This is a genomic window from Streptomyces fulvoviolaceus (assembly GCF_000718165.1).
Taxonomy (GTDB): Bacteria; Actinomycetota; Actinomycetes; order Streptomycetales; family Streptomycetaceae; genus Streptomyces; species Streptomyces fulvoviolaceus.
In genome coordinates, this window is the sequence record NZ_JOEY01000019.1 from 41,454 (window position 1) to 66,301 (window position 24,848).

The 24,848-nt window shown below is 71.5% G+C and carries 23 protein-coding genes; 15 read left to right on the forward strand and 8 right to left on the reverse strand.

The annotated features are described in order from the left end of the window. The first annotated feature begins 3 nt into the window (after positions 1-3). From IG08_RS0121085 to IG08_RS0121115, 7 genes are all read left to right on the forward strand, one after another. On the forward strand, positions 4-876 hold the full coding sequence (locus IG08_RS0121085) for a Cgl0159 family (beta/alpha)8-fold protein (RefSeq protein ID WP_043454826.1): 873 nt from the start codon (positions 4-6) through the stop codon (positions 874-876). Then, on the forward strand, positions 873-1,745 hold the full coding sequence (gene iolB / locus IG08_RS0121090; protein WP_030604643.1) for a 5-deoxy-glucuronate isomerase: 873 nt from the start codon (positions 873-875) through the stop codon (positions 1,743-1,745). The genes IG08_RS0121085 and iolB overlap by 4 nt, the downstream gene beginning before the upstream one ends. Further along, positions 1,745-3,628 (forward strand): 3D-(3,5/4)-trihydroxycyclohexane-1,2-dione acylhydrolase (decyclizing), encoded by a 1,884-nt coding sequence (iolD, locus tag IG08_RS0121095; RefSeq protein ID WP_030604646.1) that lies wholly within the window; start codon positions 1,745-1,747, stop codon positions 3,626-3,628. Before iolB ends, iolD begins: the two co-directional genes overlap by 1 nt. A gap of 12 nt (positions 3,629-3,640) precedes the next feature. Beyond that, positions 3,641-5,131: a CoA-acylating methylmalonate-semialdehyde dehydrogenase gene (locus IG08_RS0121100; protein ID WP_030604648.1), complete on the forward strand. Its 1,491-nt coding sequence runs from the start codon at positions 3,641-3,643 to the stop codon at positions 5,129-5,131. 28 nt (positions 5,132-5,159) lie between these two features. Beyond that, a complete protein-coding gene (locus IG08_RS0121105; RefSeq protein ID WP_030604650.1) occupies positions 5,160-6,356 on the forward strand; it encodes a Gfo/Idh/MocA family protein in 1,197 nt (398 codons plus the stop codon). Between the two features lie 26 nt (positions 6,357-6,382). Continuing rightward, a complete protein-coding gene (locus IG08_RS0121110; protein ID WP_030604652.1) occupies positions 6,383-7,381 on the forward strand; it encodes a sugar phosphate isomerase/epimerase family protein in 999 nt (332 codons plus the stop codon). 172 nt (positions 7,382-7,553) lie between these two features. After that, positions 7,554-8,942, forward strand: coding sequence for a hypothetical protein (locus IG08_RS0121115; protein WP_030604655.1), 1,389 nt, complete (start codon positions 7,554-7,556; stop codon positions 8,940-8,942). A 10-nt stretch (positions 8,943-8,952) separates the two neighbouring features. On the opposite strand, the gene IG08_RS0121120 is transcribed toward IG08_RS0121115, so the two are convergent. From IG08_RS0121120 to IG08_RS0121135, 4 genes are all read right to left on the reverse strand, one after another. Further along, positions 8,953-10,236, reverse strand: coding sequence for a YhgE/Pip domain-containing protein (locus tag IG08_RS0121120; protein WP_030604657.1), 1,284 nt, complete (start codon positions 10,234-10,236; stop codon positions 8,953-8,955). A gap of 133 nt (positions 10,237-10,369) precedes the next feature. After that, positions 10,370-11,407, reverse strand: coding sequence for a 4-hydroxy-2-oxovalerate aldolase (gene dmpG, locus IG08_RS0121125; RefSeq protein ID WP_030604660.1), 1,038 nt, complete (start codon positions 11,405-11,407; stop codon positions 10,370-10,372). Next, positions 11,404-12,345, reverse strand: a complete 942-nt coding sequence (locus tag IG08_RS0121130; RefSeq protein WP_030604663.1) for an acetaldehyde dehydrogenase (acetylating) — start codon at positions 12,343-12,345, stop codon at positions 11,404-11,406. The genes dmpG and IG08_RS0121130 overlap by 4 nt, the downstream gene beginning before the upstream one ends. Further along, the gene (locus tag IG08_RS0121135) at positions 12,342-13,166 is read right to left on the reverse strand and encodes a 2-keto-4-pentenoate hydratase (RefSeq protein ID WP_030604666.1); all 825 of its coding nucleotides are present in this window, start codon (positions 13,164-13,166) and stop codon (positions 12,342-12,344) included. Before IG08_RS0121135 ends, IG08_RS0121130 begins: the two co-directional genes overlap by 4 nt. 137 nt (positions 13,167-13,303) lie before the next feature. On the opposite strand from IG08_RS0121135, the gene IG08_RS0121140 reads away from it, so the two are divergent. The 4 genes from IG08_RS0121140 to IG08_RS0121155 all read left to right on the forward strand — a co-directional run bounded on the left by IG08_RS0121140 (position 13,304) and on the right by IG08_RS0121155 (position 16,376). Beyond that, positions 13,304-14,026, forward strand: coding sequence for an IclR family transcriptional regulator (locus IG08_RS0121140; RefSeq protein WP_030604668.1), 723 nt, complete (start codon positions 13,304-13,306; stop codon positions 14,024-14,026). A 307-nt stretch (positions 14,027-14,333) separates the two neighbouring features. Beyond that, a complete protein-coding gene (gene dhaK, locus IG08_RS0121145; RefSeq protein WP_030604671.1) occupies positions 14,334-15,326 on the forward strand; it encodes a dihydroxyacetone kinase subunit DhaK in 993 nt (330 codons plus the stop codon). 47 nt (positions 15,327-15,373) lie between these two features. Beyond that, entirely contained in the window at positions 15,374-15,973 is a 600-nt protein-coding gene (gene dhaL / locus IG08_RS0121150) for a dihydroxyacetone kinase subunit DhaL (RefSeq protein WP_030604675.1), read from the forward strand. Then, the gene (locus IG08_RS0121155; protein WP_030604677.1) at positions 15,966-16,376 is read left to right on the forward strand and encodes a PTS-dependent dihydroxyacetone kinase phosphotransferase subunit DhaM; all 411 of its coding nucleotides are present in this window, start codon (positions 15,966-15,968) and stop codon (positions 16,374-16,376) included. Before dhaL ends, IG08_RS0121155 begins: the two co-directional genes overlap by 8 nt. Positions 16,377-16,443: 67 nt before the next feature. On the opposite strand, the gene IG08_RS0121160 is transcribed toward IG08_RS0121155, so the two are convergent. Then, positions 16,444-17,082: a TetR/AcrR family transcriptional regulator gene (locus IG08_RS0121160; RefSeq protein ID WP_030604680.1), complete on the reverse strand. Its 639-nt coding sequence runs from the start codon at positions 17,080-17,082 to the stop codon at positions 16,444-16,446. 131 nt (positions 17,083-17,213) lie between these two features. Between IG08_RS0121160 and IG08_RS0121165 the strand changes: the two genes are divergently transcribed. Beyond that, a complete protein-coding gene (locus tag IG08_RS0121165) occupies positions 17,214-17,975 on the forward strand; it encodes an SDR family NAD(P)-dependent oxidoreductase (RefSeq protein WP_030604683.1) in 762 nt (253 codons plus the stop codon). Positions 17,976-17,990: 15 nt separating this feature from the next. Here IG08_RS0121165 and IG08_RS0121170 read toward each other — a convergent pair whose 3' ends face one another. Continuing rightward, entirely contained in the window at positions 17,991-18,689 is a 699-nt protein-coding gene (locus IG08_RS0121170; protein WP_030604685.1) for a glycoside hydrolase family 75 protein, read from the reverse strand. Positions 18,690-19,054: 365 nt separating this feature from the next. Between IG08_RS0121170 and IG08_RS0121175 the strand changes: the two genes are divergently transcribed. Both IG08_RS0121175 and IG08_RS0121180 read left to right on the forward strand, forming a co-directional pair. Continuing rightward, the gene (locus tag IG08_RS0121175; RefSeq protein ID WP_030604687.1) at positions 19,055-20,050 is read left to right on the forward strand and encodes a fibronectin type III domain-containing protein; all 996 of its coding nucleotides are present in this window, start codon (positions 19,055-19,057) and stop codon (positions 20,048-20,050) included. Positions 20,051-20,218: 168 nt separating this feature from the next. Continuing rightward, positions 20,219-20,761, forward strand: a complete 543-nt coding sequence (locus tag IG08_RS0121180) for a hypothetical protein (protein WP_030604690.1) — start codon at positions 20,219-20,221, stop codon at positions 20,759-20,761. Between the two features lie 7 nt (positions 20,762-20,768). On the opposite strand, the gene IG08_RS0121185 is transcribed toward IG08_RS0121180, so the two are convergent. Both IG08_RS0121185 and IG08_RS0121190 read right to left on the reverse strand, forming a co-directional pair. Further along, positions 20,769-21,317, reverse strand: coding sequence for a PadR family transcriptional regulator (locus IG08_RS0121185; RefSeq protein ID WP_030604693.1), 549 nt, complete (start codon positions 21,315-21,317; stop codon positions 20,769-20,771). Between the two features lie 145 nt (positions 21,318-21,462). Beyond that, positions 21,463-23,478, reverse strand: coding sequence for an NADPH-dependent 2,4-dienoyl-CoA reductase (locus IG08_RS0121190; RefSeq protein ID WP_030604697.1), 2,016 nt, complete (start codon positions 23,476-23,478; stop codon positions 21,463-21,465). Between the two features lie 172 nt (positions 23,479-23,650). Here IG08_RS0121190 and IG08_RS0121195 point away from each other — a divergent pair, with 172 nt between their 5' ends. After that, positions 23,651-24,817 (forward strand): M20 family metallopeptidase, encoded by a 1,167-nt coding sequence (locus tag IG08_RS0121195; RefSeq protein WP_030604699.1) that lies wholly within the window; start codon positions 23,651-23,653, stop codon positions 24,815-24,817. Positions 24,818-24,848: the final 31 nt, after the last annotated feature.

Consider the following 24,848-nt stretch of genomic DNA (forward strand, 5'->3'; position numbering starts at 1 on the left):
GACGTGCTGTCCGACAACGTGAACCGGATCGTGCAGGCCCGGGTCAGCGATCCCGGCGCCATCGCGGCGGCCGCTGCACGCCGCGTGAAGGCCACCTCGCTGCTCGGCGAGCACGGTAAGGCGATGATCATCGCGGCGGATCATCCCGCGCGTGGCGCCAACGGCGTGGGGAGCGACCCGAACGCCATGGCAGACCGCTTCGAGCTGCTCGACCGCCTCTGCGTCGCCCTGGAGCGGCCCGGCGTGACGGGCGTGCTGGCCACCGCCGACATCCTGGAGGACCTGCTGCTGCTCGGCGTCCTGGACGGCAAGAGTGTCTTCGGTTCCATGAACCGGGCGGGGCTGGCGGGTTCGGTCTTCGAGATCGACGACCGGTTCACCGGGTACGACGCCGAGGCCATCGCCGCGATGGGCTTCGACGGCGGCAAGATGCTCACCCGTATCGCGCTCGACGACCCGGCAACCCCGGCAGCCCTGTCCGAGACGGCACGGGCCGTCAACGAGCTCAACGACCGTCGACTCATCGCCATGGTCGAGCCGTTCCTCTCCACCTGGCAGGACGGCAGGATCCGCAACGACCTGTCGACGGACGCCGTCGTCAAGTCCATCACGATCGCTTCGGGGCTGGGCCGCCGCACCGCCTACACCTGGCTGAAGCTCCCGGTCGTCGACGACATGGAGCGCGTCCTGGCCTCCTCCACCCTGCCGGCGCTGCTGCTGGGCGGTGAGGTCACCGACCCGGAGGCGGCCTTCGCCTCCTGGGGCAAGGCGCTCAAGCAGCCCACCGCGCAGGGCCTGGTCGTCGGCCGCTCCCTGCTCTACCCCTCGAACGGCGACGTCGCCGGCGCGGTCGACAAGGCGGTGAGCCTGCTGTGAGCAGCAAGTACCACCTGCCGAAAGGCACTTCGGCCGACGGCCCGTACGGACTCGTGGTCACACCCGAGTCGGCCGGCTGGGGATACTCCGGCCTCAGGATCCTGACCCTGGGGCCGGGTGAGGCGCACTCCCTGTCCACGCACGACTCCGAGTTCCTGGTCCTGCCGATGACGGGCTCCTGCACCGTCACCACGGACGGCAGGACCTTCGAACTCGAAGGCCGGACAGGCGTGTTCGCCTCGGTCACCGACTTCGCCTATTTGCCGCGCGAGTCGGAGGCCCTCATCAGCAGCGCGCAGGGAGGTCTGTTCGCGCTGCCCTCCGCCTGTGCCGAGCGGGGCGGGTTTCCCGCTCGGCACGGGCGCAAGGAAGACGTGCCCGTCGAACTGCGCGGCGCCGGGGCCTGCTCCCGGCAGGTCAACAACTACTGCCTGCCCGGCACCTTCGACGCCGAGCAGCTGCTGGTGTGCGAGGTACTGACCCCGGGCGGCAACTGGTCCTCGTACCCGCCGCACAAGCACGACGAGGCCCGGCCGGGTGAAGAGTCCGAGCTGGAGGAGATCTACTACTTCGAGGTCGCGGGCGAGAACGGCTTCGGCTACCAGCGGGTCTACGGCACCGACGAGCGGCCCATCGACGTGCTCGCCGAGGTCCGCTCCGGCGACACCGTGCTGATCCCGCACGGCTGGCACGGCCCGTCGATCGCCGCGCCCGGCTACGACCTCTACTACCTCAACGTCATGGCCGGACCCGGCCAGGACCGCGCCTGGCTGATCTGCGACGACCCCGCCCACGGCTGGGTCCGCACGACCTGGGACACGCAAGACATCGATGACCGGCTGCCGTTCGGCGCCGAGGAGAACGAGTGATGGAAACGATCAGGCTCACCACCGCCCAGGCACTGGTGCGCTTCCTCGCGAACCAGTACAGCGAGCGCGACGGCCAGGAACAGCGGCTGATCCCCGGCGTCTGGGGCATCTTCGGACACGGCAACGTCGCCGGCATCGGGCAGGCGCTCCTACAGGCCGCCACTACCGGCGAAGCCGATCTCCCCTACTACCTGGCCCGCAACGAGCAGGGCATGGTGCACGCCTCGGTCGCGTACGCGAAGATGCGTGACCGGCTGGCCACCTTCGCCTGCACGGCGTCCACCGGCCCCGGCTCCACCAACATGATCACCGGCGCGGCGCTGGCCACCACCAACCGGATCCCGGTGCTGCTGCTGCCCAGCGACATGTTCGCCACCCGCGCGGCCGACCCCGTCCTCCAACAGCTGGAAGACACCCGCGGCGGCGACGTCACCGTCAACGACACCTTCCGCGCCGTATCCAAGTACTTCGACCGCATCCAGCGCCCCGAGCAACTGATCCCGACCGCGCTCGCCGCCATGCGGGTACTGACCGACCCGGTGGAGACCGGCGCAGTCACGCTCGCGCTGCCGCAGGACGTACAGGCCGAGGCGTACGACTGGCCGGTCGCGTTCTTCCGGCGCCGGGTCTGGCACGTGGGCCGCCCGGTGCCGGAGCCCGCCGCCGTCGAACGGGCAGCGCGACTTCTGCGCGGCGCCCGCAAGCCGCTGATCGTGGCGGGCGGCGGGGCCGTCTACTCCGGGGCCGAAACCGCCCTGCGGGCCTTCGCCGAGGCCACCGGCATCCCGGTCGCCGACACCCACGCCGGCAAGGGCGCCGTCCCCTGGGACCACCCCTACGCGGTCGGCGGCATCGGCTCCACCGGGTCGCATGCGGCCAACGAACTCGCCCGCGAGGCCGACGTCGTCCTCGGTATCGGCAGCCGCTACTCCGACTTCACCACCGCCAGCCACACCGTCTTCGCCAACCCGGACGTCACCTTCGTCAACCTCAACGTGGCCCGCCTGGACGCCGTCAAGCACTCCGCCGAACCGCTGGTCGCCGACGCCCGACTCGGCATCCAGGCCCTCGCCGGCGCGCTCACGGACTGGGAAGTGGACCAGGAGTACCGCAACCGCACCCGCGAACTGATCGCCCGTACAAGGGAGATCGAGGAGGAATGCTTCGCGCCCGACCGAAACACGGGCGACCTCCCCGCCCAGACCCAGATCCTGGGTGCCCTCAACGATGTCCTCGACGACCGCGCCGTCGTCATCAACGCGGCCGGCTCCATGCCCGGCGATCTCCAACAGCTGTGGCGTGCCCGGGATCCCAAGGCCTACCACGTCGAGTACGCCTACTCCTGCATGGGCTACGAGGTCGCCGCCGGCGTCGGCGCCAAAATGGCCGACCCCTCCCGCGAGGTCGTCGTCCTCGTCGGCGACGGCTCCTATCTGATGATGGCCCAGGAGATCGTGACCATGGTCTCCGAAGGCCTCAAGGTCATCATCGTCCTCGTCCAGAACCACGGCTTCGCCTCCATCGGCGCCCTCTCCGAGTCCCTCGGCTCCCAGCGTTTCGGCACCAAATACCGCTACCGGCAAGGCGATTCAGGACTTCTCGACGGCAAGGTGCTCCCCGTCGACCTGGCCGCGAACGCCTCCTCCCTCGGCGCCGACGTCCTGCACGCCGCCACGGTCGAGGAGTTCCGTTCGGCGATGGAGAAGGCGAAGGCCGCGACCCGCACCACCGTCGTCCACGTAGAGACCGACCTCTACGGCCCCAACCCGCCCGGACACGGCTGGTGGGACGTACCGGTCAGCCAGACCTCCGCCCTGGACTCCACCCGCACCGCGTACGAGACGTACGCCGCCCACAAGCTCGCCCAGCGGCACTACCTGTAAGGACACCCTCACGTGAAGACCATCCAGCACTGGATCAACGGCTCCCCCGCCGACGGCACGGACACCGCCCCGGTGTTCAACCCCGCCACCGGCGCCGAGCAGGCCCGGGTCGTCCTGGGCAGCGCCGCCGACGTCGACGCCGCTGTCACCGCCGCCGCCCGCGCCTTCGAGACCTGGTCGGAGTCCTCGCTCACCCAGCGCACCCAGGTCATGTTCGCCTTCCGCCAGCTCCTCGTCGAACACGAGGAGGAGCTCGGCCGGATCATCTCCGCCGAGCACGGCAAGACCGTCGACGACGCCCGCGGCGAGATCACCCGCGGCCGGGAGGTCGTCGAATTCGCCTGCGGCCTCGGCGACGTCCTCAAGGGATCCTTCTCCGACCAGGTCTCCCGCGGCATCGACGTCCACAACTTCCGCCAGCCCCTCGGGGTCGTCGCGGGCATCACCCCCTTCAACTTCCCCGCCATGGTGCCCCTTTGGATGCACCCCATGGCCATCGCGACCGGCAACACCTTCATCCTCAAGCCCAGCGAACGCGACCCGTCCGCCGCGAACTTCGTCGCCGACCTCTACAAGCAGGCCGGCCTCCCGGACGGCGTCTTCAACGTCGTGCACGGCGGCAAGGACGCGGTCGACGCGATCCTCACTCACCCCGGCATCGAAGCCGTCTCCTTCGTCGGCTCCACCCCGATCGCCAAGTACGTCCACGAGACGGCCACTTCGCACGGCAAGCGCGTCCAGGCCCTCGGCGGCGCCAAGAACCACGCCGTCGTCCTGCCCGACGCCGACCTGGAGTTCGCCGCCAACCACATCACCGCCGGCGCCTACGGCTCCGCCGGTGAACGCTGCATGGCCGTCGCCGTCGCCGTCGCCGTCGGCGACGCGGCCGACCGGCTGGCCGGGATCCTGGAGCGCAAGGCCCGCGAGGTCAAGGTCGGCCCCGGCGACACCCCCGGCACCGAAATGGGTCCCCTGGTCACCAAGGCCGCCCAGGAACGCGTCGAGAACGCGGTCGGCACCGCCGCCACCCAGGGCGCCACCGTCGTCGTGGACGGGCGTGGGCTGAAGGTCGACGGCCACGAAGAGGGCTTCTTCACCGGGCCGTCCCTCCTCGACCACGTCACCACCGACATGGACGCCTACAAGGAAGAGCTCTTCGGCCCGGTCCTGGCAATCGTCCGCGCCGACTCCCTCGACCAGGCCATCGACCTCATCAACGCCAACCCCTACGGCAACGGCACCGCCCTGTTCACCGCCTCCGGCGAAGCCGCCCGCCGATTCCAGCGCAACATCCACGTCGGCATGATCGGCATCAACGTCCCCGTGCCCGTCCCGATGTCCTACTACTCCTTCGGCGGCTGGAAGGACTCCCTCATCGGCGACAACCCCATCCACGGCCCCGAAGGCATCCGCTTCTACACCCGCCCCAAGGTCGTCACCACCCGCTGGCCCCAGCAAGCCCAGCAGGTGAGCGCCGGCTTCAACTTCCCCACCTCCAACTGACCACCCTTTGAGGACTTAAGGACCCACCATGACTTCGTCCAGCAAGCCGATCTCCGTCGCCGTGATCGGCGCAGGCATGGCCGGCCGCAGCCACGCGGCCGGGTACCGCAATGTCAACACGGTCTTCGGGGCCGGTCTGCCGCCGGTCCGGCTGGCCGCGATAGCCGACGCCAACGTCGCGCTCGGCGAGGACGCCGCCCGCCGTTACGGGTACGAGAAGGCGCTGCCGAGCTGGGAGGCCGTCGCCGAGGACCCGACGATCGACGCGGTCAGCATCGTCGTGGGAAATGATCTGCATCGGCCGATCGCCGAGGCTCTGGTCGCCGCGGGCAAGCACGTGCTGTGCGAGAAGCCGCTGGCCGGTTCGCTCGAAGACGCCCGTGCGATGGCCGAGTTGGAGCGCGTCGCCGATGTCGTGACCGCTGTCGGATACACCTTCCGGCGCTCCCCCGGCATCTCCGCGATCCGCGACCACGTGCAGCGCGGCGAGCTGGGCGACCTCACGCTGTTCAGCGGACGCTACTGGTGCGACTATGCCACCGACCCGAACGGGCCGCTGAGTTGGCGCTTCAAGGGCGGCCCCGGTTCCGGCGCGCTCGGGGACGTCGGCTCGCACGTCATCGACGCCGCCGAGTATGTCGCCGGGCCGATCGCCTCGGTCTCCGGCGCCTCGCTGTCGACGCAGATCACCAAGCGGCCGCTGCCGCTGGGCGCGGTCGTCGGCCACAACGCGGCGCCCGTCTCCGACGAGGTGGGCGAGGTCGAGAACGAGGACACCGCGTCCTTCACCGTTCGCTTCGAGTCCGGTCTCGTCGGCACCTTCTCGGTGACGCGCACCGGCTTCGGTCTGCCCAACGGGCTCTCCTTCGACGTGCTGGGCGTCGGCGGCCGGGCCGCGTTCGACCAGCACCGGCCCGCCGAATACCTCTTCGACGACGCCCAGCCCGAGGCCCGTACCCGCGGCGCCCGTCAGATCATCGCCGGGCCGCAGATGCCGTACTTCGCGGGCGGGGTCCCGATGGAGGCGCCGGGTGTGGGCGCCAGCAACGCCGACAACTTCACCTACCAGGCCCGGGCCTTCCTCGACCAGGTCGCGGGCGTCACCGAGCCGCTGCCGGCCTGCGCCACGTTCGCCGACGCACTGCGGACCATGGAGATCATCCAGGCCGTGGTCGCCTCCTCCCTGGGCGGTGGCGCCGCCGTCACGGTTCCGCCCGCCGCCTGACCCCCACGCATCGAAGGAGCACCCACATGGCCCTCAAGCTCGGCGCCTACACCGCCTGCCTGCACGACCGGCCCCTCACCGAGGCCCTCGACATCCTCAAGGAGAACGGTCTGACCTCGGTGGAGGTCAACACCGGCGGCTTCATCCCCTCCCCGCACTGCCCGGTCGACCTGCTGCTGTCCTCGGCCACCGCGCGCGAGGAGTACCTGGCGACCTTCGCCGACCGCGGGATGGAACTGACCGGCCTCAACTGCAACGGCAACCCGCTCAATCCGCTCCCCGGGGTCGGCCCGAAGCACGCCGACGACCTGCGCCGCACCATCCGGCTCGCCGGCCTGCTCGGGGTGAGGCACGTCGTGACCATGTCCGGCACGCCGGGCTCCGACCCGGACGCCAAGTACCCGTCCTGGGTGGTGAATCCGTGGGACGGCGTCTACATGGACGTCCTGGACTACCAGTGGGGCGTGGCCGTCGAGTTCTGGAAGGAGATCGACGCGCTGGCCCGGGAGAACGACGTCCGGGTCGCCATCGAGATGCACCCGCACAACCTGGTGTTCTCCCCGGTCACCCTCAAGCGGCTCGTCGACGAGACCGGCGCGACCAACGTCGGCGCGGAGATGGATCCGTCCCACCTGATGTGGCAGGGCATGGATGTCATCGCTGCCATCAAGTGGCTGGGCCCGCTGGTCTTCCACGCCGCCGCCAAGGACGCGACGCTCTGCCCCGGCGCCGACATCCGCGGCGTGCTGGACACGTCGTTCACCCGCGTGCCCGCCGACGCGCCCGGCAAGGTCCCCACCGGCTACGGGTTCTGGTGCAACGCCTGGCCCGAGAACCCGGCCTGGAAGTTCGTCGCCGTCGGCATCGGCAACGACGTCCCCTTCTGGACGGAGTTCCTGCGCGCCCTCGCCGAGATCGACCCGGACATGGCCGTGAACATCGAGCACGAGGACGCTGCCTACTCCCAGACCGAGGGACTCGCCCTGGCCGCCAAGAACCTGCACACCGCCGCGGCCGCCCTCTGAACCACGCCTGGACATGGCCCCGTTCCCGCCTGACCGGGAGCGGGGCCACGGCCGTGTCCAACTGATGTGCGGAGCACAGGCGTTGACCCGAACCCGGTGCAACAGCAGAATGGGCGCGCGTTCTTGAGAGCGCTCTCAGACACCTGCTTCCCCCGCATCTGCAAGGAGACCCATGATCGGCAGCCAAGGCCCGGCCCTCAGCCGTCGCGCGCTCATCGGGACCGGCCTCGGTGCCGGTGCCGCTGCCCTCACGGCGGCGGGCTCCGGCACGGCCAGGGCGGCGGAGGCGGCAGGCGCCGACCCGCTCGCCCAGCGCCGGGCGTACTCCTTCCTCGCCGCCGCCATGGACGCCTACCCGGACCACGGCACGATCCGACTGGCCCAGAGCTACACCGACCAGGCCGGGCTGTTCAGCACCGCGTTCACCTACGACAACGCCCTCGCCGTCCTGGCCCACCTCGCTTCCCGCACGGCGAACGGCCGCTCCCGGGCCACGGCCCTCGGTGACGCGCTCCTCCACGCCCAGGACCACGACCCCGTGTACGACGACGGCAGGCTGCGTCAGGCCTACAACGTCGGGCCTTACACCTTCTACGACGGTTCGCCGCAGCCCGACGGCTTCGTGCGCGCGGACGGCACGGCCAATGTCGGCTCCCAGTTCGGCTTCACCGGCACCGCTGTGGGCGACATGGCCTGGGCCGGCATCGCGCTGAGCGCCCTCGCACGCCGGACCGGGGAGCGTCGCTTCCTCACCGGCGCCGTGCGGATCGGCGAGTGGATCGAGCGCGTCGGCCGCACGGACGAGCCTCTCGGCGGCTACAAGTTCGGGGTCAACGGGGCCGACGAGAAACTGCCGTTCACCTCGACCGAGCACAACACCGACCTGGTGGGCCTCTTCGGGCAGCTGGCCCGGCTCACCGGGGACCGGGGGTGGCTCGAGCGGCGCGCACGTGCCGAGGCCTTCGTCGAGAACATGTGGGAGCCCGCCGGGGGCTTCTTCTACACCGGCACCAACGACGGCGTGACGATCAACAAGTCCCCGATCCCCGAGGACACCCAGACCTGGACCCACCTCGCCCTCAACTCCCCCACGTACAACCGCTCGTTGGACTGGGCCGCGACCGAACTGGCCGTCCTGGACACACCGGACCGCCCCAACAGCACAGTCCCCGCGGGCCAGTCGTACGAAGGAGTCACCTTCAGCTCCGCGAGCCTCCTGGCGAACGAGGACGCCCCGATCGCCGAGGGCCAGCCCAGGCCCGACCGCAACGGCGTGTGGTTCGAGGGGACGGCCCACCTGGCCCTCGCCCTGCGCCACCGGCACGCCTCCCGCGACGAGGCCCGCGCCCGTCGCCTGCTCGCCTCCGTCGAGCGGGCCCAGGACCTGCTCGGCGGCGGTCAGACCATCGGGGGCAAGGCGCTTGCCGAGCGGGCCGGAGTCGTGTCCGCGAGCAGCCCGCTCGACACCGGTTTCGGGTTCGGTTACTACCCGTACCGGCACACCGGTGCCACCGCCTGGTACCTGCTGGCGGCGGCACGGGCCAACCCTCTGGGGGCCTGAGCAGGTCGCGTCAGGCGGGCTGCGGGGTCATGCGGTGCAGGCCCTTGCGGTCGTAGTAGCGGGTCATGAAGAAGCCGAACAGCAGCCCTACGGCGGCGCCGATTGCGATCATGCTCCACGCCCGGGTGAGCCCGGCGTCGGCGCGCGCGTCGAAGTAGAGGATGGCGCGGACACCGTCGCTGAGCTGGCGCATGGGCTCGAAGTGGGACAGGAAGCGGTAGAAGCCCGGGACGGCGTGCAACGGCACGGTGGCACCGGAGGACGGCAGGCCCAGGACGATGAACACGAACATCGAGATGAGCTGGCCGATCCCGCCGAACGCGGCATTGATGGCCTGCACGCCCAGACCGACGGCGAGGACGGCGCAGTAGGAGTAGACCCACAGCAGCGGTAGATGCGAGGCGTCCATGTCGAGGATCGCGATCGTGGCGACCATGACCAGGGTGGTGGTCAGGACGGTGATGCCTGCCGTCATGCCCATCTTCAAGAGCAGCGTCTGGGTGCGGCTGATGGGCACGGTGGGACGGCGGGTGTGCCAGGGGCCGATCTCGTTGTCGGCGTACCCGAGCGCGGTGTCGACGCCGGTGCCGATCAGGTTGGCGCTCATGAAGCCGGCCAGGACCAGCAGCAGGGTGTAGTAGAAGGCGGTCAGGCCCAGTCCGCTGTGGTCGCCGATGGGGTGGCCGACCTGGGTCTCGATCCGGACGGGATCGGCGAGCAGCAGCTTGGCCGTGGAGCCGCTCTGGGCATCGGCCGCCGTCAGCTGCTTGCCGATGGCCCCGGATGCCTGCTGGGCGGCCGCCGTGGTCAGCTTGCTCGCCAGGGAGGAGCCGAAGCTGCCCATGCCCGGGTTGGTCAGCACCGTCATCGTCGGCCGTGCGGTGGCGTCGGCGGTGGTGAGTGCGGCGACGGACGCGGTGAAGTCGGCGGGGATGACCAGGGCGCCGTAGATCTTGCCGGAGTCGAGTTCGTCCTGGGCCTTGGCCCGGGTGAGCTGTCGCCAGTCGGCCTTGCCGGAGGTGTCGGCGGCGATCGACCGGGCGATCTGCGTACCGAGGTTCTGCTTCTGCCCGGTCAGGGGCTTGCCCGTGTCGCTGTTGACGAGGGCGACGGGCAGGTCCTTCAGGTCACCGTTCGGGTTGACGATGCCGCCCATGTAGAGCAGGGACAGCAACAGGGCGAGGAGACCGCTCAGCACGGCGGGGATCACCCACAGCCTGGGGCGCCGCAGCAGCGCGGCTGCGGTCGCCCCGGCGGCGGTGCGGGCGTGGTCGGAAGGACTGTCGGCGGCCATGCCGTGATCATCCGGCCCGTCGGGCGCGACTGTTGGTGTACGACACGTTCCGGGGCGCAGCTCCAGCCCGATGGGGTGACACGGCACCGGGGCGGGCACGGCCCCGTCAGCCGTGTCCGTCCCGGCGTTCCTGTCAGGCCGGCACGGCGTCGCGTGCCGCTGCCAGGTCCAGGGCGATGTCGGTGATCATGTCCTCCTGGCCGCCGACCATCTTGCGGCGGCCGACCTCGACCAGGATCGCGCGGGTGTCCAGGCCGTACCGGGCCGCCGCGCCCTCGGCGTGGCGCAGGAAGCTGGAGTACACGCCGGAGTAGCCGAGGGTGAGGGTCTCCCGGTCCACCCGCACCTCGCGGTCCTGCAGCGGTCGTACGAGATCGTCGGCCGCGTCCATCAGCGGGAACAGCTCGCAGCCGTGCTTCCAGCCCATCAGGTCGGCGACCGCGATGAACGCCTCCAGTGGGCAGTTGCCGGCGCCCGCTCCCTGGCCGGCCAGGGAGGCGTCGACGCGGGTGGCGCCGCTCTCGACCGCGACGACGGTGTTGGCGACGCCGAGGGCGAGGTTGTGGTGGGCGTGGATGCCGGTCTCGGTGCGCGGGTCGAGGGCGTCGCGGTAGGCGCGGAAGCGTGCGCGGACCCCGTCCATGGTGAGGCGGCCACCGGAGTCGGTGACGTAGACGCAGTGGGCGCCGTAGGACTCCATGAGCTTGGCCTGGCGGGCCAGTTCGGCCGGTTCGGCCATGTGGGACATCATCAGGAATCCGGCGACGTCCATGCCCAACTCGCGGGCGGCTGCGATGTGTTGGGCCGAGATGTCGGCCTCGGTGCAGTGGGTGGCGATGCGCACCGAGCGGACGCCGAGGGCGTGGGCCTGGCGCAGGTCGTGCAGCGTGCCGATACCGGGCAGCAGCAGAGTCGTCGGCACCGCGTGCGTGACGGCGTCACAGACGGCCTCGATCCACTCCCAGTCGGTGTGGGCGCCGACGCCGTAGGTGACGCTGGAGCCGGACAGGCCGTCGCCGTGAGCGATCTCGATGGCGGTGACCCCGGAGGCGTCGAGCTCGGCGGCGATGGTGCGGGCCTGCTCGACGGTGTAGCGGTGCCGGACGGCGTGCATGCCGTCCCGGAGGGTCACGTCCTGGACGTACAGGTGGGTCGTGGGGCGCGTGCTCATCGGGATGCGACCTCCGTGAAGCGGTGGGCGGCCATGCGCTCGGCGGTGCGCAGGGCGGCCGAGGTCATGATGTCGAGGTTGCCGGCGTAGGCGGGCAGGTAGTGGGCGGCGCCCTCGACCTCGAGGAACACCGACACCTTCACGGCTTCGCCCGCGGCCGGGGCGAGGGTGCGCAGCGGATCGTCGGCCGCCACCCGCTCGAACTGCACCTTCTGCTTGAGGCGGTAGCCGGGCACGTAGGTCTGGACCCGGGCGACCATCTCCTCCACCGAGGCGGCCACGGTCGCGTCGTCGCAGTCGCCGACCAGACAGTGCACGGTGTCCCGCATGATCAGCGGGGGTTCGGCCGGGTTGAGGACGATGATGGCCTTGCCGCGGGTCGCGCCGCCGACCTTCTCGATGGCCGCGGAGGTGGTCTCGGTGAACTCGTCGATGTTGGCGCGGGTGCCGGGTCCGGCCGAGCGCGAGGAGATCGAGGCGACGATCTCGCCGTAGTGCACGGGGGTGACGGCGCCCACGGCGGAGACGATCGGGATGGTGGCCTGACCACCGCAGGTGACCATGTTGACGTTGTCGGCGTCGAGGTGCGCGTCGCCGTTGACCGGGGGGACGACGTACGGGCCGAGGGCGGCCGGGGTCAGGTCGATGACCGTGCGGCCCGCCGCACGCAGCACTTCATCGTGCCGGCGGTGGGCGCCGGCGGAGGTGGCGTCGAAGACGATGCGGACGTCGGTGAACTCGTCGAGCCGCAGCAGCCCGTCCACGCCCTCGTGGGTCGTGGCGACCTTCAGGCGGCGGGCGCGGGCCAGGCCGTCGGACTCCGGGTCGATGCCGACCATCGCCGCCATCTCCAGGGACTCGGACAGCCGCAGGATCTTGATCATCAGGTCGGTGCCGATGTTGCCGGAGCCGATGACGGCGACTTTGGTGGTGCTCATGCGGTGGTTCCTTCCGATGTTGCTTCTACGGCGGGGGCCGCGAAGCCGACCTCGACCGTGCCCAGGCCCTCGATGCGGGCCACGAAGGCGTCACCGGCGGTCGCGGGGGCCATCGGGCCGAGCGCGCCGGTGAGGACGATGTCTCCGGCCCGGAGCGGGTCGCCGAGGGCGGCGAGGGTGGAGGCGAGCCAGCAGGCCGCGTTGAGGGGGCCGCCCAGGCAGTCGGCGCCGGTGCCCTCGGAGACGGTCTCGCCGCCCCGCTCCAGGGTCATCCGGACGCCGCGCAGGTCGACGCGGTCCAGCGGGACGGGGGTGCCGCCGAGGACGTAGAGGCCGCAGGAGGCGTTGTCCGCGACCGTGTCGACGATGCTGATGTCCCAGTCCGCGATCCGGCTGTCGACGATCTCCAGGGCGGGCAGCGCGAAGTCCGTGGCGCGCAGCAGGTCGGCGGCCGTGCACTCGCGGTGCGGCAGATCGGCTCCCAGCACGAGTACGACCTCGGCCTCGACCTTCGGCTGGAGCAGTCGGCCGGCGGCGATCCGCCCGCCGTCGGGCACCGCCATGTCGGCGAACAGGGCACCGAAGTCCGGCTGGCCGACGCCCAGTTGGCGCTGGACGGCCGGGGAGGTCAGGCCGATCTTCCGGCCGACGAGCCGGCGTCCGGCGGCCAGGCCCCGCTCCACGCGCAGCCGCTGGACGGCGTAGGCGGTGTCGATGCCGTCGGTTCCCACGAGCAGGTCGCGCACCGGAGGGATCGGGACGCCCGTGCGAGCGGCTTCGTCCAGGAGAGACGCCACCTTGGCGACGACGGGGGTACTCACGAGGGACACCGGTGATGCGTTGCGGACATGGAAGACCTCCTGCGGAAAAAGAATCGGGGAGCGGGAACCACGTATAGGCGTCCGGCCGACGATCCGGCAAAATATGTTCCGTGACACGGAACAGCGACGCAGGGAACATGCTGGACAAGGCCACCGCCATCGTGGACTGCTTCCGCCCTGACGGCGGTGCGTTCCGTCTGACGGAACTGGCGGCGCGCTCCGGGCTGACCAAGACCACGGCCTTCCGCCTGTGCGGGGACCTGGTCCGGCTGGGCTGGCTGGAACGGCAGGGCGATGTCTACCGGCTCGGCGGCAAGCTGTTCGAGCTCGGCTCGCTCGTGCCGCGCCGCCACGATCTGCGGGAGACCGCCCTGCCGTTCCTGCAGGACCTCTTCGAGGCCACCCACGAGACCGTGCACCTGGGCGTGCGCGAGGGGCACGAGGTGGTCTACATCGAGCGCATCCACGGCCACGATGCGGTACGGCTGCCGTCCCGCATCGGCGGTCGGCTCCCCCTGACCTGCACGGGCGTCGGCAAGGCCCTCCTGGCCTTCTCCGGCCCGGAACTGACCGAAGAGGTGCTGGCCGCACCTCTGCCCAGCCTCACGCCGCACTCGATCACCGATCCGGACCGTCTGCGCACGGCGGTCGAACAGGCTCAGGTGTCGGGTCTCGCCTACGAGGAACAGGAGGCCGCGCTGGGAGTGAGCTGCATCGCGGCCCCCGTGTTCGACGGGTCGGTCGCGGTGGCCGCGCTGTCGGTGGCCGTGCCGCGCGGCCGCTTCCAGCCGGCCCAACTGGCCCCCGCGGTCCGGACCGCGGCCCTGGGCCTGTCCCGCGCCCTGCGCTCTCGGGCCTGAGCCACCTCAGCCCTTCAACCGGGCTTTGACACGCGGGAGTTGTGTGAGGGCGTTGGTCCGCTCCACCCTCAGTCGTTCGGTGTTGGCGAAGGTCTCGTCCAGTTGGGGTGCCGGATCGCCGGCGAGTCGTCAGATTCTCGATGTCGGACAGCGCCGGCACCGCGAAACCGCCGAAGCGTACGGCGAGCCCGCACAACACGCCGGGCGACTCACACACGCCGGTTGACGTCCGCACACGTGACCCGCGCTCGCTCAGCGTCGATACTTCCGAGCGGAGGTCATCCACCAGTACCGCCGGGAGGCTCTTATGAAGATGCTCATCAACGTCCCCGAAACCGTCGTCGCGGACGCGCTGCGTGGCCTGGCGGCCGCCCATCCCGAGCTGACCGTCGATGTCGACAACCGCGTGATCGTGCGGCGGGACGCTCCCGTCGCCGGGAAGGTCGCCCTGGTCTCCGGTGGCGGCTCGGGGCACGAGCCGCTGCACGGCGGTTTCGTGGGACCCGGGATGCTCTCGGCGGCCTGCCCCGGCGAGGTGTTCACGTCCCCGGTGCCGGACCAGATGGTGCGGGCGGCGGCCGCCGTGGACAGCGGGGCCGGGGTGCTGTTCATCGTGAAGAACTACACGGGCGACGTCCTCAACTTCGACATGGCGGCCGAACTCGCCGAGGACGAGGGCATCCAGGTCGCGAAGGTGCTGGTCGACGACGACGTGGCGGTCACCGACAGCCTGTACACGGCTGGGCGGCGCGGTACGGGCGCCACGCTGTTCGTGGAGAAGATCGCGGGGGCCGCGGCCGAGGAGGGCCAACCCCTGGAGCGGGTGCAGTCGATCGCCCATCAGGTCAACGAGAACTCCCGCAGCTTCGGTGTCGCACTGAGCGCGTGCACCACGCCGGCCAAGGGCAGCCCCACCTTCGATCTGCCGCCCGGCGAGCTGGAGTTGGGTGTCGGCATCCACGGCGAGCCCGGCCGGGAGCGGCGGGCGATGATGACCTCGCGGGAGATCGCCGACTTCGCGGTCGGCGCGATCCTGGACGACATGACGCCCCGCAACCCCGTGCTCCTCCTGGTCAACGGCATGGGCGCGACCCCGCTCCTCGAGCTGTACGGCTTCAACGCCGAGGTCCAGCGGGTGCTCACCGAGCGCGGTGTCACCGTCGCCCACACGCTCGTCGGCAACTACGTGACCTCGCTCGACATGGCCGGCGCCTCGGTCACCCTGTGCCAGATCGACGAGGAGCTGCTGCGCCTGTGGAACGCGCCGGTGAAGACGGCGGGGCTGCGCTGGGGAGTGTGAGCGGGCGCGGGCAGGCGATCAACGTACCGACCACGCAAGGAGATCCAGTGCTCGACGCCGACTTCTTCCGCCGTTGGATGACGGCGACCGCCGTGTCCGTGGACCGTGAGGCGGAGCGGCTCACCGCCCTCGACTCCCCCATCGGGGACGCCGACCACGGCAGCAATCTGCAGCGCGGGTTCACCGCGGTGGCCGCGACCCTGGAGAAGGAGAGCCCGGACACGCCCGGTGCGGTCCTCACGCTCGCCGGGCGGCGGCTGATCTCGACGGTCGGCGGTGCGTCGGGGCCCTTGTACGGGACGTTGTTGCGCCGTACGGGCAAGGCCCTCGGGGAGGCGGGTGAGGTGACCGAGGAGCAGTTCGCCGTGGCGCTGCGGGAGGGTGTGGACGCGGTCATGACCCTCGGCGGTGCCGCGCCGGGCGACAAGACCATGATCGACGCGCTGGTGCCGGCCGTGGACGCGCTCGGTGCCGGCTTCGCCGCGGCACGGGCGGCTGCCGAGGAGGGCGCCCTGGCGACGACGCCGTTGCAGGCCCGCAAGGGCCGGGCGAGTTATCTGGGCGAGCGCAGCATCGGGCACCAGGATCCGGGGGCCACCTCGGCGTCCCTGTTGGTCGCCGCTCTTGCGGAGGTTGCCGGTGAGTGACGAGAAGCTGGTCGGGATCGTGCTGGTGTCGCACAGCGCGGAGGTCGCCGCGTCGGTCGCCGAGTTGGCGAAGGGGCTCGCGGGCGGTGGCACGGCGGTGCCCGTCGCCCCGGCCGGCGGCACCGAGGGCGGCGGGCTCGGGACGAGCGCCGAGCTGATCGCCGCCGCGGCCGCTTCCGTGGACCGGGGTGCCGGGGTCGCCGTCCTCACCGACCTGGGCAGCGCGGTCCTCACCGTGAAGGCGCTGCTCGCGGAGGGCGACGAACTCCCGGACCGTACGCGTCTGGTGGATGCCCCCTTCGTCGAGGGGGCGGTGGCCGCGGTCGTCACGGCGGCCACGGGGGCTGACCTCGCGGCGGTGGAGGCGGCGGCCGCGGAGGCGTACACGTACCGGAAGGTCTGAGGAACCTCTGCGGCGAGCCCCTCCGCCGTGTGGCGGACCCACCTGCCGCAGGGCCTGAGAGTTCGTCTCAGGCGAGCCCGTCCGCCGCGGCGGCGAGGGCCGAGCGCATGGTCGCCGTCAGCTCGGCCTCCGCCCTCGCGGGGTCGGGCTCCGCGTCGGCGGTGCGCCAGGCGTAGTACTCGACCGCCGCGCGCAGGGCCGCGTTGAACATCGCCGCCTGGATGGTGGGCCGCAGGTCCTCGGCGGGCAGTCCGGCGCGCTCGGCGAGAGCGCGGGCGAACGCCGGCTCCGCCTCGTCGTACGTCTGGAGCCAGACGGCGCGCAGGCCCGGCTCGGTGCGGGTGAGCCGGACCAGCGCGCCGACCGTGGCCTGTTCCGGGCCTGCGACGAAGTGCTGCTCGGACGCCAGCGTCCGGTCGAAGAGCTGCTCCAGGGGCTGCCCGGAGGGCCAGTCCCGCAGACAGGCGGCGATCACGTCGATGCCCGCCGAGAACAGCGGCCGTACGCAGCTCTCCTTGCTCGGGAAGTAGCGCCAGACGGTGCGTGCCGAGACGCCGACCGCCTGCCCGATCTGCTCGCCGGTGGTGGCCGCGACCCCCTGGGTGACGAACAGGTCCACCGCGGCCCGGGCGATCTCCAGCCGTATCTCGGCCCTGCGCTCCTCGGTCAGGGGCGGTCGTCCCGTGCGTCCGCTGGCTGCGGTCATGTGTTCCTCCGGCTCCGGTGATCGCTCTCCCCGGATTCTCCATCAAGACTTTATGTCACTCACAGACATTAAGTCGTAGAGTGTGACCACACTGGGCACAGAGCCCTCGTAACGCACGGATAGGAACTGCCATGGCCAGTGGACTCGACGGACGCAGCGTCATCGTCACCGGAGCGAGCTCGGGCATCGGGCGCGCCGCCGCCCTGGCCTTCGCCGCGGAAGGCGCCCGGGTCGTGGTGGCGGACCTGAACGCCGAGGGCGCCAAGACCGTGGTCAAGGAGATCGAGGAGGCGGGCGGCACCGCGGTCGCGGTAACGGGCGACCTCAGCGAGCAGGCCGTCGTGAACCAGGTCGTGGAGACCGCCGTCGAGCGCTTCGGCGCGGTGGACGTCCTGGTGAACAACGCCGGGATCATGGACCGCATGTCGGCGCTCGCGGACGTGGACGACGCGGAGTGGGAGCGGGTCATCCGGGTCAACCTGACCGCTCCCTTCCTGCTCACCCGGGCCGCGCTGCCGCACATGCTGGCGGCGGGCAAGGGGGCGATCGTGAACACCGCCTCCGAGGCCGGGCTGCGCGGGAGTGCGGCGGGTGCCGCCTACACGGCCTCGAAGCACGGCGTGGTGGGTCTGACGAAGTCCCTCGCGGTGATGTACCGCAAGCAGGGCATCCGGGCGAACGCCATCGCGCCGGGCGGCACGGCGACCGGCATCGTCGTGGACGCCGACCGCGAGGCGCACGGCCCTGCGGCGCTCGGCCCGCACTTCGTCAACGTCGGCCGCGTGGCCCAGCCCGAGGAGCAGGCCGCGGCCATCGTGTTCCTCGCCTCGGACGCGGCGAGCAACATCAACGGCGTGATCCTTCCGGTCGACGACGGCTGGTCGGCGGTCTGACGCCCCCTCAAGGGCTCACCTGCCGCGCACGAACAGGCGCGCCAGCCGCTCCCCCGTCGCGACGGCGGCGGCATGATCCTCGATCGGCTTCACCTGCGAGTCCTTGAAGACGATGTAGGTGACGCCGGAGGGCGTGCCGCCGCTGCGCGGGTCGGGGCGGATGCCGAGCGCCTTGGCGGTGGCGTAGGACGCCTCGCCGATGATGCGCTGGGGACCCACGTCCCCGACGACCGCGTACTGCACACGGTCGCGGTACACGACGGCCGCGACCGCACCGCCGCGGACGCCGTGGTCACGGTGGTTCCAGATGCGGCTCGCGCCGGGCACAACGATGTACGGCAGGCGTTCGGCGCTCAAGTAACGGCCGTCGGACTGCTGGTAGGCGGTGGTGTCGGAGAAGTGCGGGTCGGTACGGCGGTTGCAGCGGCGGCCGGGCCGGCCGTCGCAGTCGATGTCCATGTCGGCCTTCCAGAAGACGGCGTCCCGGGTGCCGCAGACCGGAATGTTCGCCGGCGCGCCGTCGTCACTGCGGTAACGGCCGCGCGAGACGGGGGTACAGCCCCGCGCCTTGGCCAGCAGGTCGGCGGCACTCACGTCGCCCTCCTGCCGCACCACCGCCTCCTCCGAGGCCTCGCGGAACTCGGCGGCGGGAAGCGTCGTCGGGGCGAGCAGAGCGGCGCTTGCCGCGGCCAGTGTCAGCGACTGGACACGCACGATAAGGGACCCTCTCCTGGGGGACACCGACGGACACTCAGCCAAATCTGATGCCGTTTCAGTCCCGAGGCCACCGTTGGGGGGCCGGACGGTGCACGTCCCCGGATTCCCGGCAGGGGCCGGGGGCCCGAGCCTCGACAGACCCGGCCTCCCGGCCACCCGCACCGGCGCGGGATCAGCGACGACAGCGGTCCGCGCCACCGGCACGAACTACCCAGTCCTCGGGGAGAGTTCGGCCGCGAAGGGCTTCAGCATACGTAACCCGCCCGAGAGACATCCAAGGACCGCCCTCTTGATGTGAGCGCACCAACGGCGCCATATTGGTCCGGACCATTGCCGTGGTGTCCTCCCGGGGAGGCAGAGACGTGCGAGGCGTTCCCGTTCCCCCGCGCCGTGCCGCCGTGTTCTGCGGAGCACTCGCCCTGACCGTCTCCTGCTCGTGGAGCGGCACAGGTGAGGGCGAGACCGGCGGGCTGCCCGCGGCGCCCGGGGGCGTCACCGCCTCCGCGGGCAGTGCGACGAGCGTGCACGTCATGTGGAACGCCGTGTCCACGGACTCCGGCGTCAGCGTCTACGAGGTGTATCGCGGCACCACGAAGGTCGAGGAAGTACCGGGTTCACAGCACATGATGGATGTCACCCGGCTCAGGCCCGCCACCGTGTACGCCTTCACCGTGCGGGCCCGCGACACCGAGGGGCGGCTCGGCCCGCACAGCCGTGAGGTCCGGGCGACGACTCCCGCGGCCGTGGCGGCGGACCACAGGGCCCCGACACGCCCGGGGCGGATCCAGGGCCGGACAGTCGGCAGCCGCGCGGTCCAGCTGTCCTGGTCCGCCTCGACGGACGACCGGGACGTGGTGTCGTACGACATCTATCAAGGCCCGGCGAAGATCCACAGCGTGGGCGGCGGTCAGACGGCGACCGTGGTCACGGGGCTGCGTCCGGGCACCCGCTACTCGTTCACCGTCCGGGCGCGGGACGCGGCCGACAACCTCTCCCCGGCCGGTGGCACCGTCCCTCTCACCACTCCCGGCAGTGACGACGGACGGGACACCGCCCCCACCGACTTCCACGCCACGACCCGGCGCGCCCACGGGGCGTACTACCTCGACCTCGTCTGGGTCCCGCCCCGCACGGACGGCATGGTCACGGAGTACCAGGTCCACCTCGACGGCACCGCGGCCACCTCCCTCGTGTTCGGCGGGACCGCACCGCGCGAGCGGGCGACGTACAGCTTCTATCTGGGGCGCGAGGCCGGGGTCGGCCACCGGGTGCGGATCCGGGCCAGGCTGCCGGACGGCACCTGGGGCGGTTTCTCGGCCGAGCGGACGGTGACCACGGGCGGCGCCACGCACCCGTGACCGCGCCTCAGGTATCCGCCGGACGATGGAATCCGTCACCTGCACGGGTCGGTGCACATGCGGGCCGGGCGATGTGCACGTTGGCTTCGTCTGAGGCAGCACGGGCGTTCCCCGACCCTCGGCGGCGCAAGGGATGTACCGCCAACCGTGCCGCCGGAGGGCAGTCACATGCGTAACTCTCAGCTACTCGTCCGCTCCGGCCTGACCGTGGCGGCCGCCGCCGCGCTGCCAATCGCCCTGACCGCCGGTCCGGCATCCGCCGGCTCCGGGATCTCGGTGAGCACCACCGGCTCCAACGTCTCCGTCACCACAAGCGCGTGCAACACCCAGGTCAGTGGCAGCTGGGGCACCGCCTCGCTGCTCACCAGCAGCCAGGCGAACTTCGCCCAGGGCCGCCAGGTGACCCTGTCGGGGTCGAGCGCCCTGCAGTCGGCCGCCTGGTCGAGCGTGAGCCCCGGCACCTACACCGTCATCGTCATGTGCGCGAACAGCGACACTCCCGCGGGCACCCAGTCGGTCATCGTCTCGGCCGCCTCCACCCCCACGATCTCCGCCACGGCCTCACCCTCCCTCGGTGTCATGGGTGGCCTGGGCGGTGCCGCCAAGGACTACGGCACGCTGACGCTGGCGGCCGGCGGCGGCCTGGTGGCTGTCGGTGGCCTGGCCGCGGCCTGGTTCCTGCGTCGCCGCGCCAGGCCGTACCGCCTCTGACCGCCCCCTACGCCTTCTCACCCGGCAGCTCGGCGAACTCCTCCAGAGCCTCGGCGAGCCACTGCGTCCAGAAGGTCTCCAGCTCGATGCCCGCGCGCAGGACCAGGTGCTGAAGCCTGGCCTGCGCGCTGTCGTTGCCGGGCGGGAAGTCGCGCTTCTCGATCTCCTCGTACTCGGCCAACTGCCGTCGGTGCAGGTCGAGATGGCGGCACAGGTCGGCTTCGAGGCCCGCGGTGCCGACCACGGCCGCCGCGCGCAGTCGCAGCAGCAGCGCGTCGCGGTGCGGCTTGGGGTCCTGTGCCGCCGACGTCCACCGCTCCAGTTCGGCGCGGCCCGCGGGCAGGACCTCGTAGCTCTTCTTCTGCCCGCGGGTCGGCTGCTCGGCGGGCAGCGCGCGGATATGGCCCTCCGCCTCCAGTTTTCCCAGCTCGCGATAGATCTGCTGGTGCGACGCCGACCAGAAGTAGCCGATCGACTTGTCGAACCGGCGGGTCAGATCCAGCCCCGCCGACGGCTTCTCGAGCAGGGCGGTGAGGATCGCGTGCGGCAGTGACATGAAGTCATCCTAGGGACGGTACCCAAGCGCTCCGCCCGAGGTGCCGCGCGGTGCGTCTGCGGCGCCATCGGGGCTGGTCGCGCCCACGCCGCGGAGCCGCATATCGCGACAGCCCCGCGCCTCTTCAGGGCGCTGCCGGAACCGCTCAAAGGGCGGCCGCGACCTCGGTGCCCTGCTTGATGGCGCGCTTGGCGTCCAGCTCGGCCGCCACGTCGGCGCCGCCGATCAGGTGCGCACTGCAGCCGGCGGCGAGCAGCTCCTCGTACAGGCCGCGGCGCGGGTCCTGACCGGTGCACAGGACGATCGTGTCGACCTCCAGGACCGTGCTCTCCTCGCCGACGGTGACGTGCAGTCCTGCGTCGTCGATACGGTCGTAGCGCGCGCCCGGGACCATGGTGACGCCACGGTGCTTGAGCTCGGTGCGGTGGATCCAGCCGGTGGTCTTGCCGAGGCCCGCGCCGACCTTGCTGGTCTTGCGCTGGAGCAGGTGCACGGTGCGGGGCGGGGCGGGGCGCTCGGGGGCGGCAAGGCCGCCCGGTGCCGCGTAGTCCATGTCGACGCCCCACTGGCGGAAGTACGTCGCCGGGTCCTCGCTCGCCTTGTCGCCGCCGTCGGTGAGGAACTCGGCGACGTCGAAGCCGATGCCGCCCGCGCCGAGGATCGCGACCCGGTCGCCGACGGGGGCGCCGTCGCGCAGGACGTCGAGGTAGCCGACGACGCTCGGGTGGTCCACACCCGGGATGTCGGGGGTGCGCGGGGTGACGCCGGTGGCGACGACGACCTCGTCGTAGCCGGAGAGGTCCTCGGTGGACACCCAGGTGTTCAGCCGTACATCCACGCCGTGCGCGTCGAGCTGGTGGCGGAAGTAGCGCAGGGTCTCGTCGAACTCCTGCTTGCCGGGGACCTTTCGGGCGACGTTGAGCTGGCCGCCGATCTCGGCCGCGGCGTCGAAGAGAGTCACGGAGTGGCCGCGCTCGGCCGCCGACACCGCACACGCCAGGCCCGCCGGGCCCGCGCCCACCACCGCCACCTGCTTGCGCATCCGGGTCGGGGACAGCACCAGCTCGGTCTCGTGGCAGGCGCGCGGGTTGACCAGGCAGGAGGTGATCTTCCCGCTGAAGGTGTGGTCGAGGCAGGCCTGGTTGCAGCCGATGCAGGTGTTGATGGCCTCAGCTTTCCCGGCGGCGGCCTTGGCGACGAAGTCGGGGTCGGCGAGCATCGGACGCGCCATCGACACCATGTCCGCGCACCCGTCGGCCAGCAACTCCTCGGCCAGCTCCGGGGTGTTGATGCGGTTGGTGGTGACGAGGGGCACGCCCACCTCGCCCATGAGCCGCTTGGTCACCCAGGTGTACGCGCCACGCGGCACGGAGGTCGCGATCGTGGGGATGCGGGCCTCGTGCCAGCCGATGCCGGTGTTGATGATGGTCGCTCCGGCGGCCTCGACGGCCTTGGCGAGCGTGATCACCTCGTCGAGTGTCGAGCCGCCCGGGACGAGGTCCAGCATGGACAGCCGGTAGACGATGATGAAGTCCTCGCCCACGGCCTCGCGCACCCGCCGGACGATCTCGACGGGGAAGCGCATGCGGTTCTCGTACGAGCCGCCCCAGCGGTCGGTGCGGTGGTTGGTCTGCGCGGCGATGAACTCGTTGATGAGGTAGCCCTCGGAGCCCATGATCTCGACACCGTCGTAACCGGCCTGCCGGGCGAGGCGGGCGGCGCGGGCATAGTCCTCGATCGTCCGCTCGACGTCGGCGTCGGTGAGCTCGCGGGGCGGGAAGGGGCTGATCGGCGCCTGGATCGGGCTGGGGGCGACCAGGTCCTGGTGGTAGGCGTACCGGCCGAAGTGCAGGATCTGCATCGCGATGCGGCCGCCCTCGCGGTGCACGGCCTCGGTGATCGCCCGGTGCTGCTCGGCCTCCGCGTCGGTGGTGAGCTTGGCGCCGCCCTCGTACGGCCGTCCCTCGTCGTTGGGCGCGATGCCACCGGTGACGATCAGGCCCACACCTCCGCGCGCCCGGGCGGCGTAGAACTCCGCCATGCGCTCGAAGCCGCGCTCGGCCTCCTCCAGGCCGACGTGCATCGAGCCCATGAGGACGCGGTTGGGCAGCGTGGTGAAGCCCAGGTCGAGCGGGGTCAGCAGGTGCGGGTAACGGCTCATCGGGCCCCTCCGTGCGCGGCGGTGTGCCCTCTTGTTGTAGAGGACCGCGACGGCTTTGTGCAACTAGTTGCACAACCAGGACGGGGTGATCCGAGCCACGTCAGGGGGTGGGGAAGTCCGCACCGCCGTATGGTCCAGGACGGCCTGGTAGGCGTCGACCGGTGGGAGAGATGTGAGCGGCAGTCCTCGGCAGACGGCCTCCGTCGTGCGGCTCGCGCAGGAGCTGATCCGCCGCCCGAGCCGTGGCGGGATCGACGACTACGGCCCTGTCCTGGCCGTCCTGGAGGAGTGGCTGACGGCACGGGATCTACCGCATCGGCGCCTCTACGACGACACGGGCGGGCTCGTCGGGCTGCTGGCGGAGGTCGCGGGCGGGCGGCCCGGTCCCTGGTGGGCGTTGGACGCCTGCATGGACACCGCTCCCTTCGGCGACGAGGACGCCTGGTCGTTCTCGCCGGTCTGCGGTGATGTCGTGGACGGATGGCTGCTCGGGCGGGGCGCTGCCGACTCCAAGCTCGCCGCGTCGATGTTCTGCCACATCGCGGCCGAGCTGCGGGGCCGGGCCGACGAACTGCGCGGCGGGCTCGCCGTCCTGCTCGACGTCGACGAGCACACCGGCGGGTTCGGCGGTGCGCGCGCCTACCTCTCCGACCCCGCGGTGCCCCGTCCGGCCGGGGTGATGATCGGGTACCCGGGAGTGGACGAGGTCGTGGTGGGCGGGCGAGGGCTGTGGCGGGCCACGGTCGCGGTGCACGCGGCCGCGGGACACTCGGGGTCGAGCAGGGTCACCGTGGGTGCCGTCTCCCGGGCGGCCCATCTCGTACGGCTGCTGGACGAGACCGAACTCCCGGGCGCGGAAGGGGAGTTCCCGTTGCCGCCGAAACTGTCGGTGACCTCCTGCCACGGCGGCCAGGGGTTCTCGGTGGTGCCCGACCTGTGCGAACTGGGCGTGGACGTCCGCACCACCCCCGGCTTCGACGCCCGGGCGGCCGAGGCCCTGGTCCGGGCCGCGGCGGCCGAGCTGGACGCACGGCTGCCGGCCCCGCGGCCGACCGGGATCACCCCGGTGGCCGCCTGGCCGGCGTTCCGGCTGGCCGAGGACGAGCAGCCCGCGGCCGCGCTCCTGGACGCCGCGGCCCGGGAGGGCCTGCCGGTCCGGGCGAAGACCGCGGGCCCGTCGAACATCGGCAACCTGTTGGCGGGCGAGGGCATCGCGGCCACGGCCGGCTTCGGGGTGCCGTACGAAGGGCTGCACGGCGTGGACGAGCGGGCCGGCCTCAAGGACCTGCCCGCAGTCCACGCCATCTACCTACGGGCCGTACTGACCCTCCTGAGCTGAGCCCACCCAAAGGGGCGCGGGGAACGGCGCG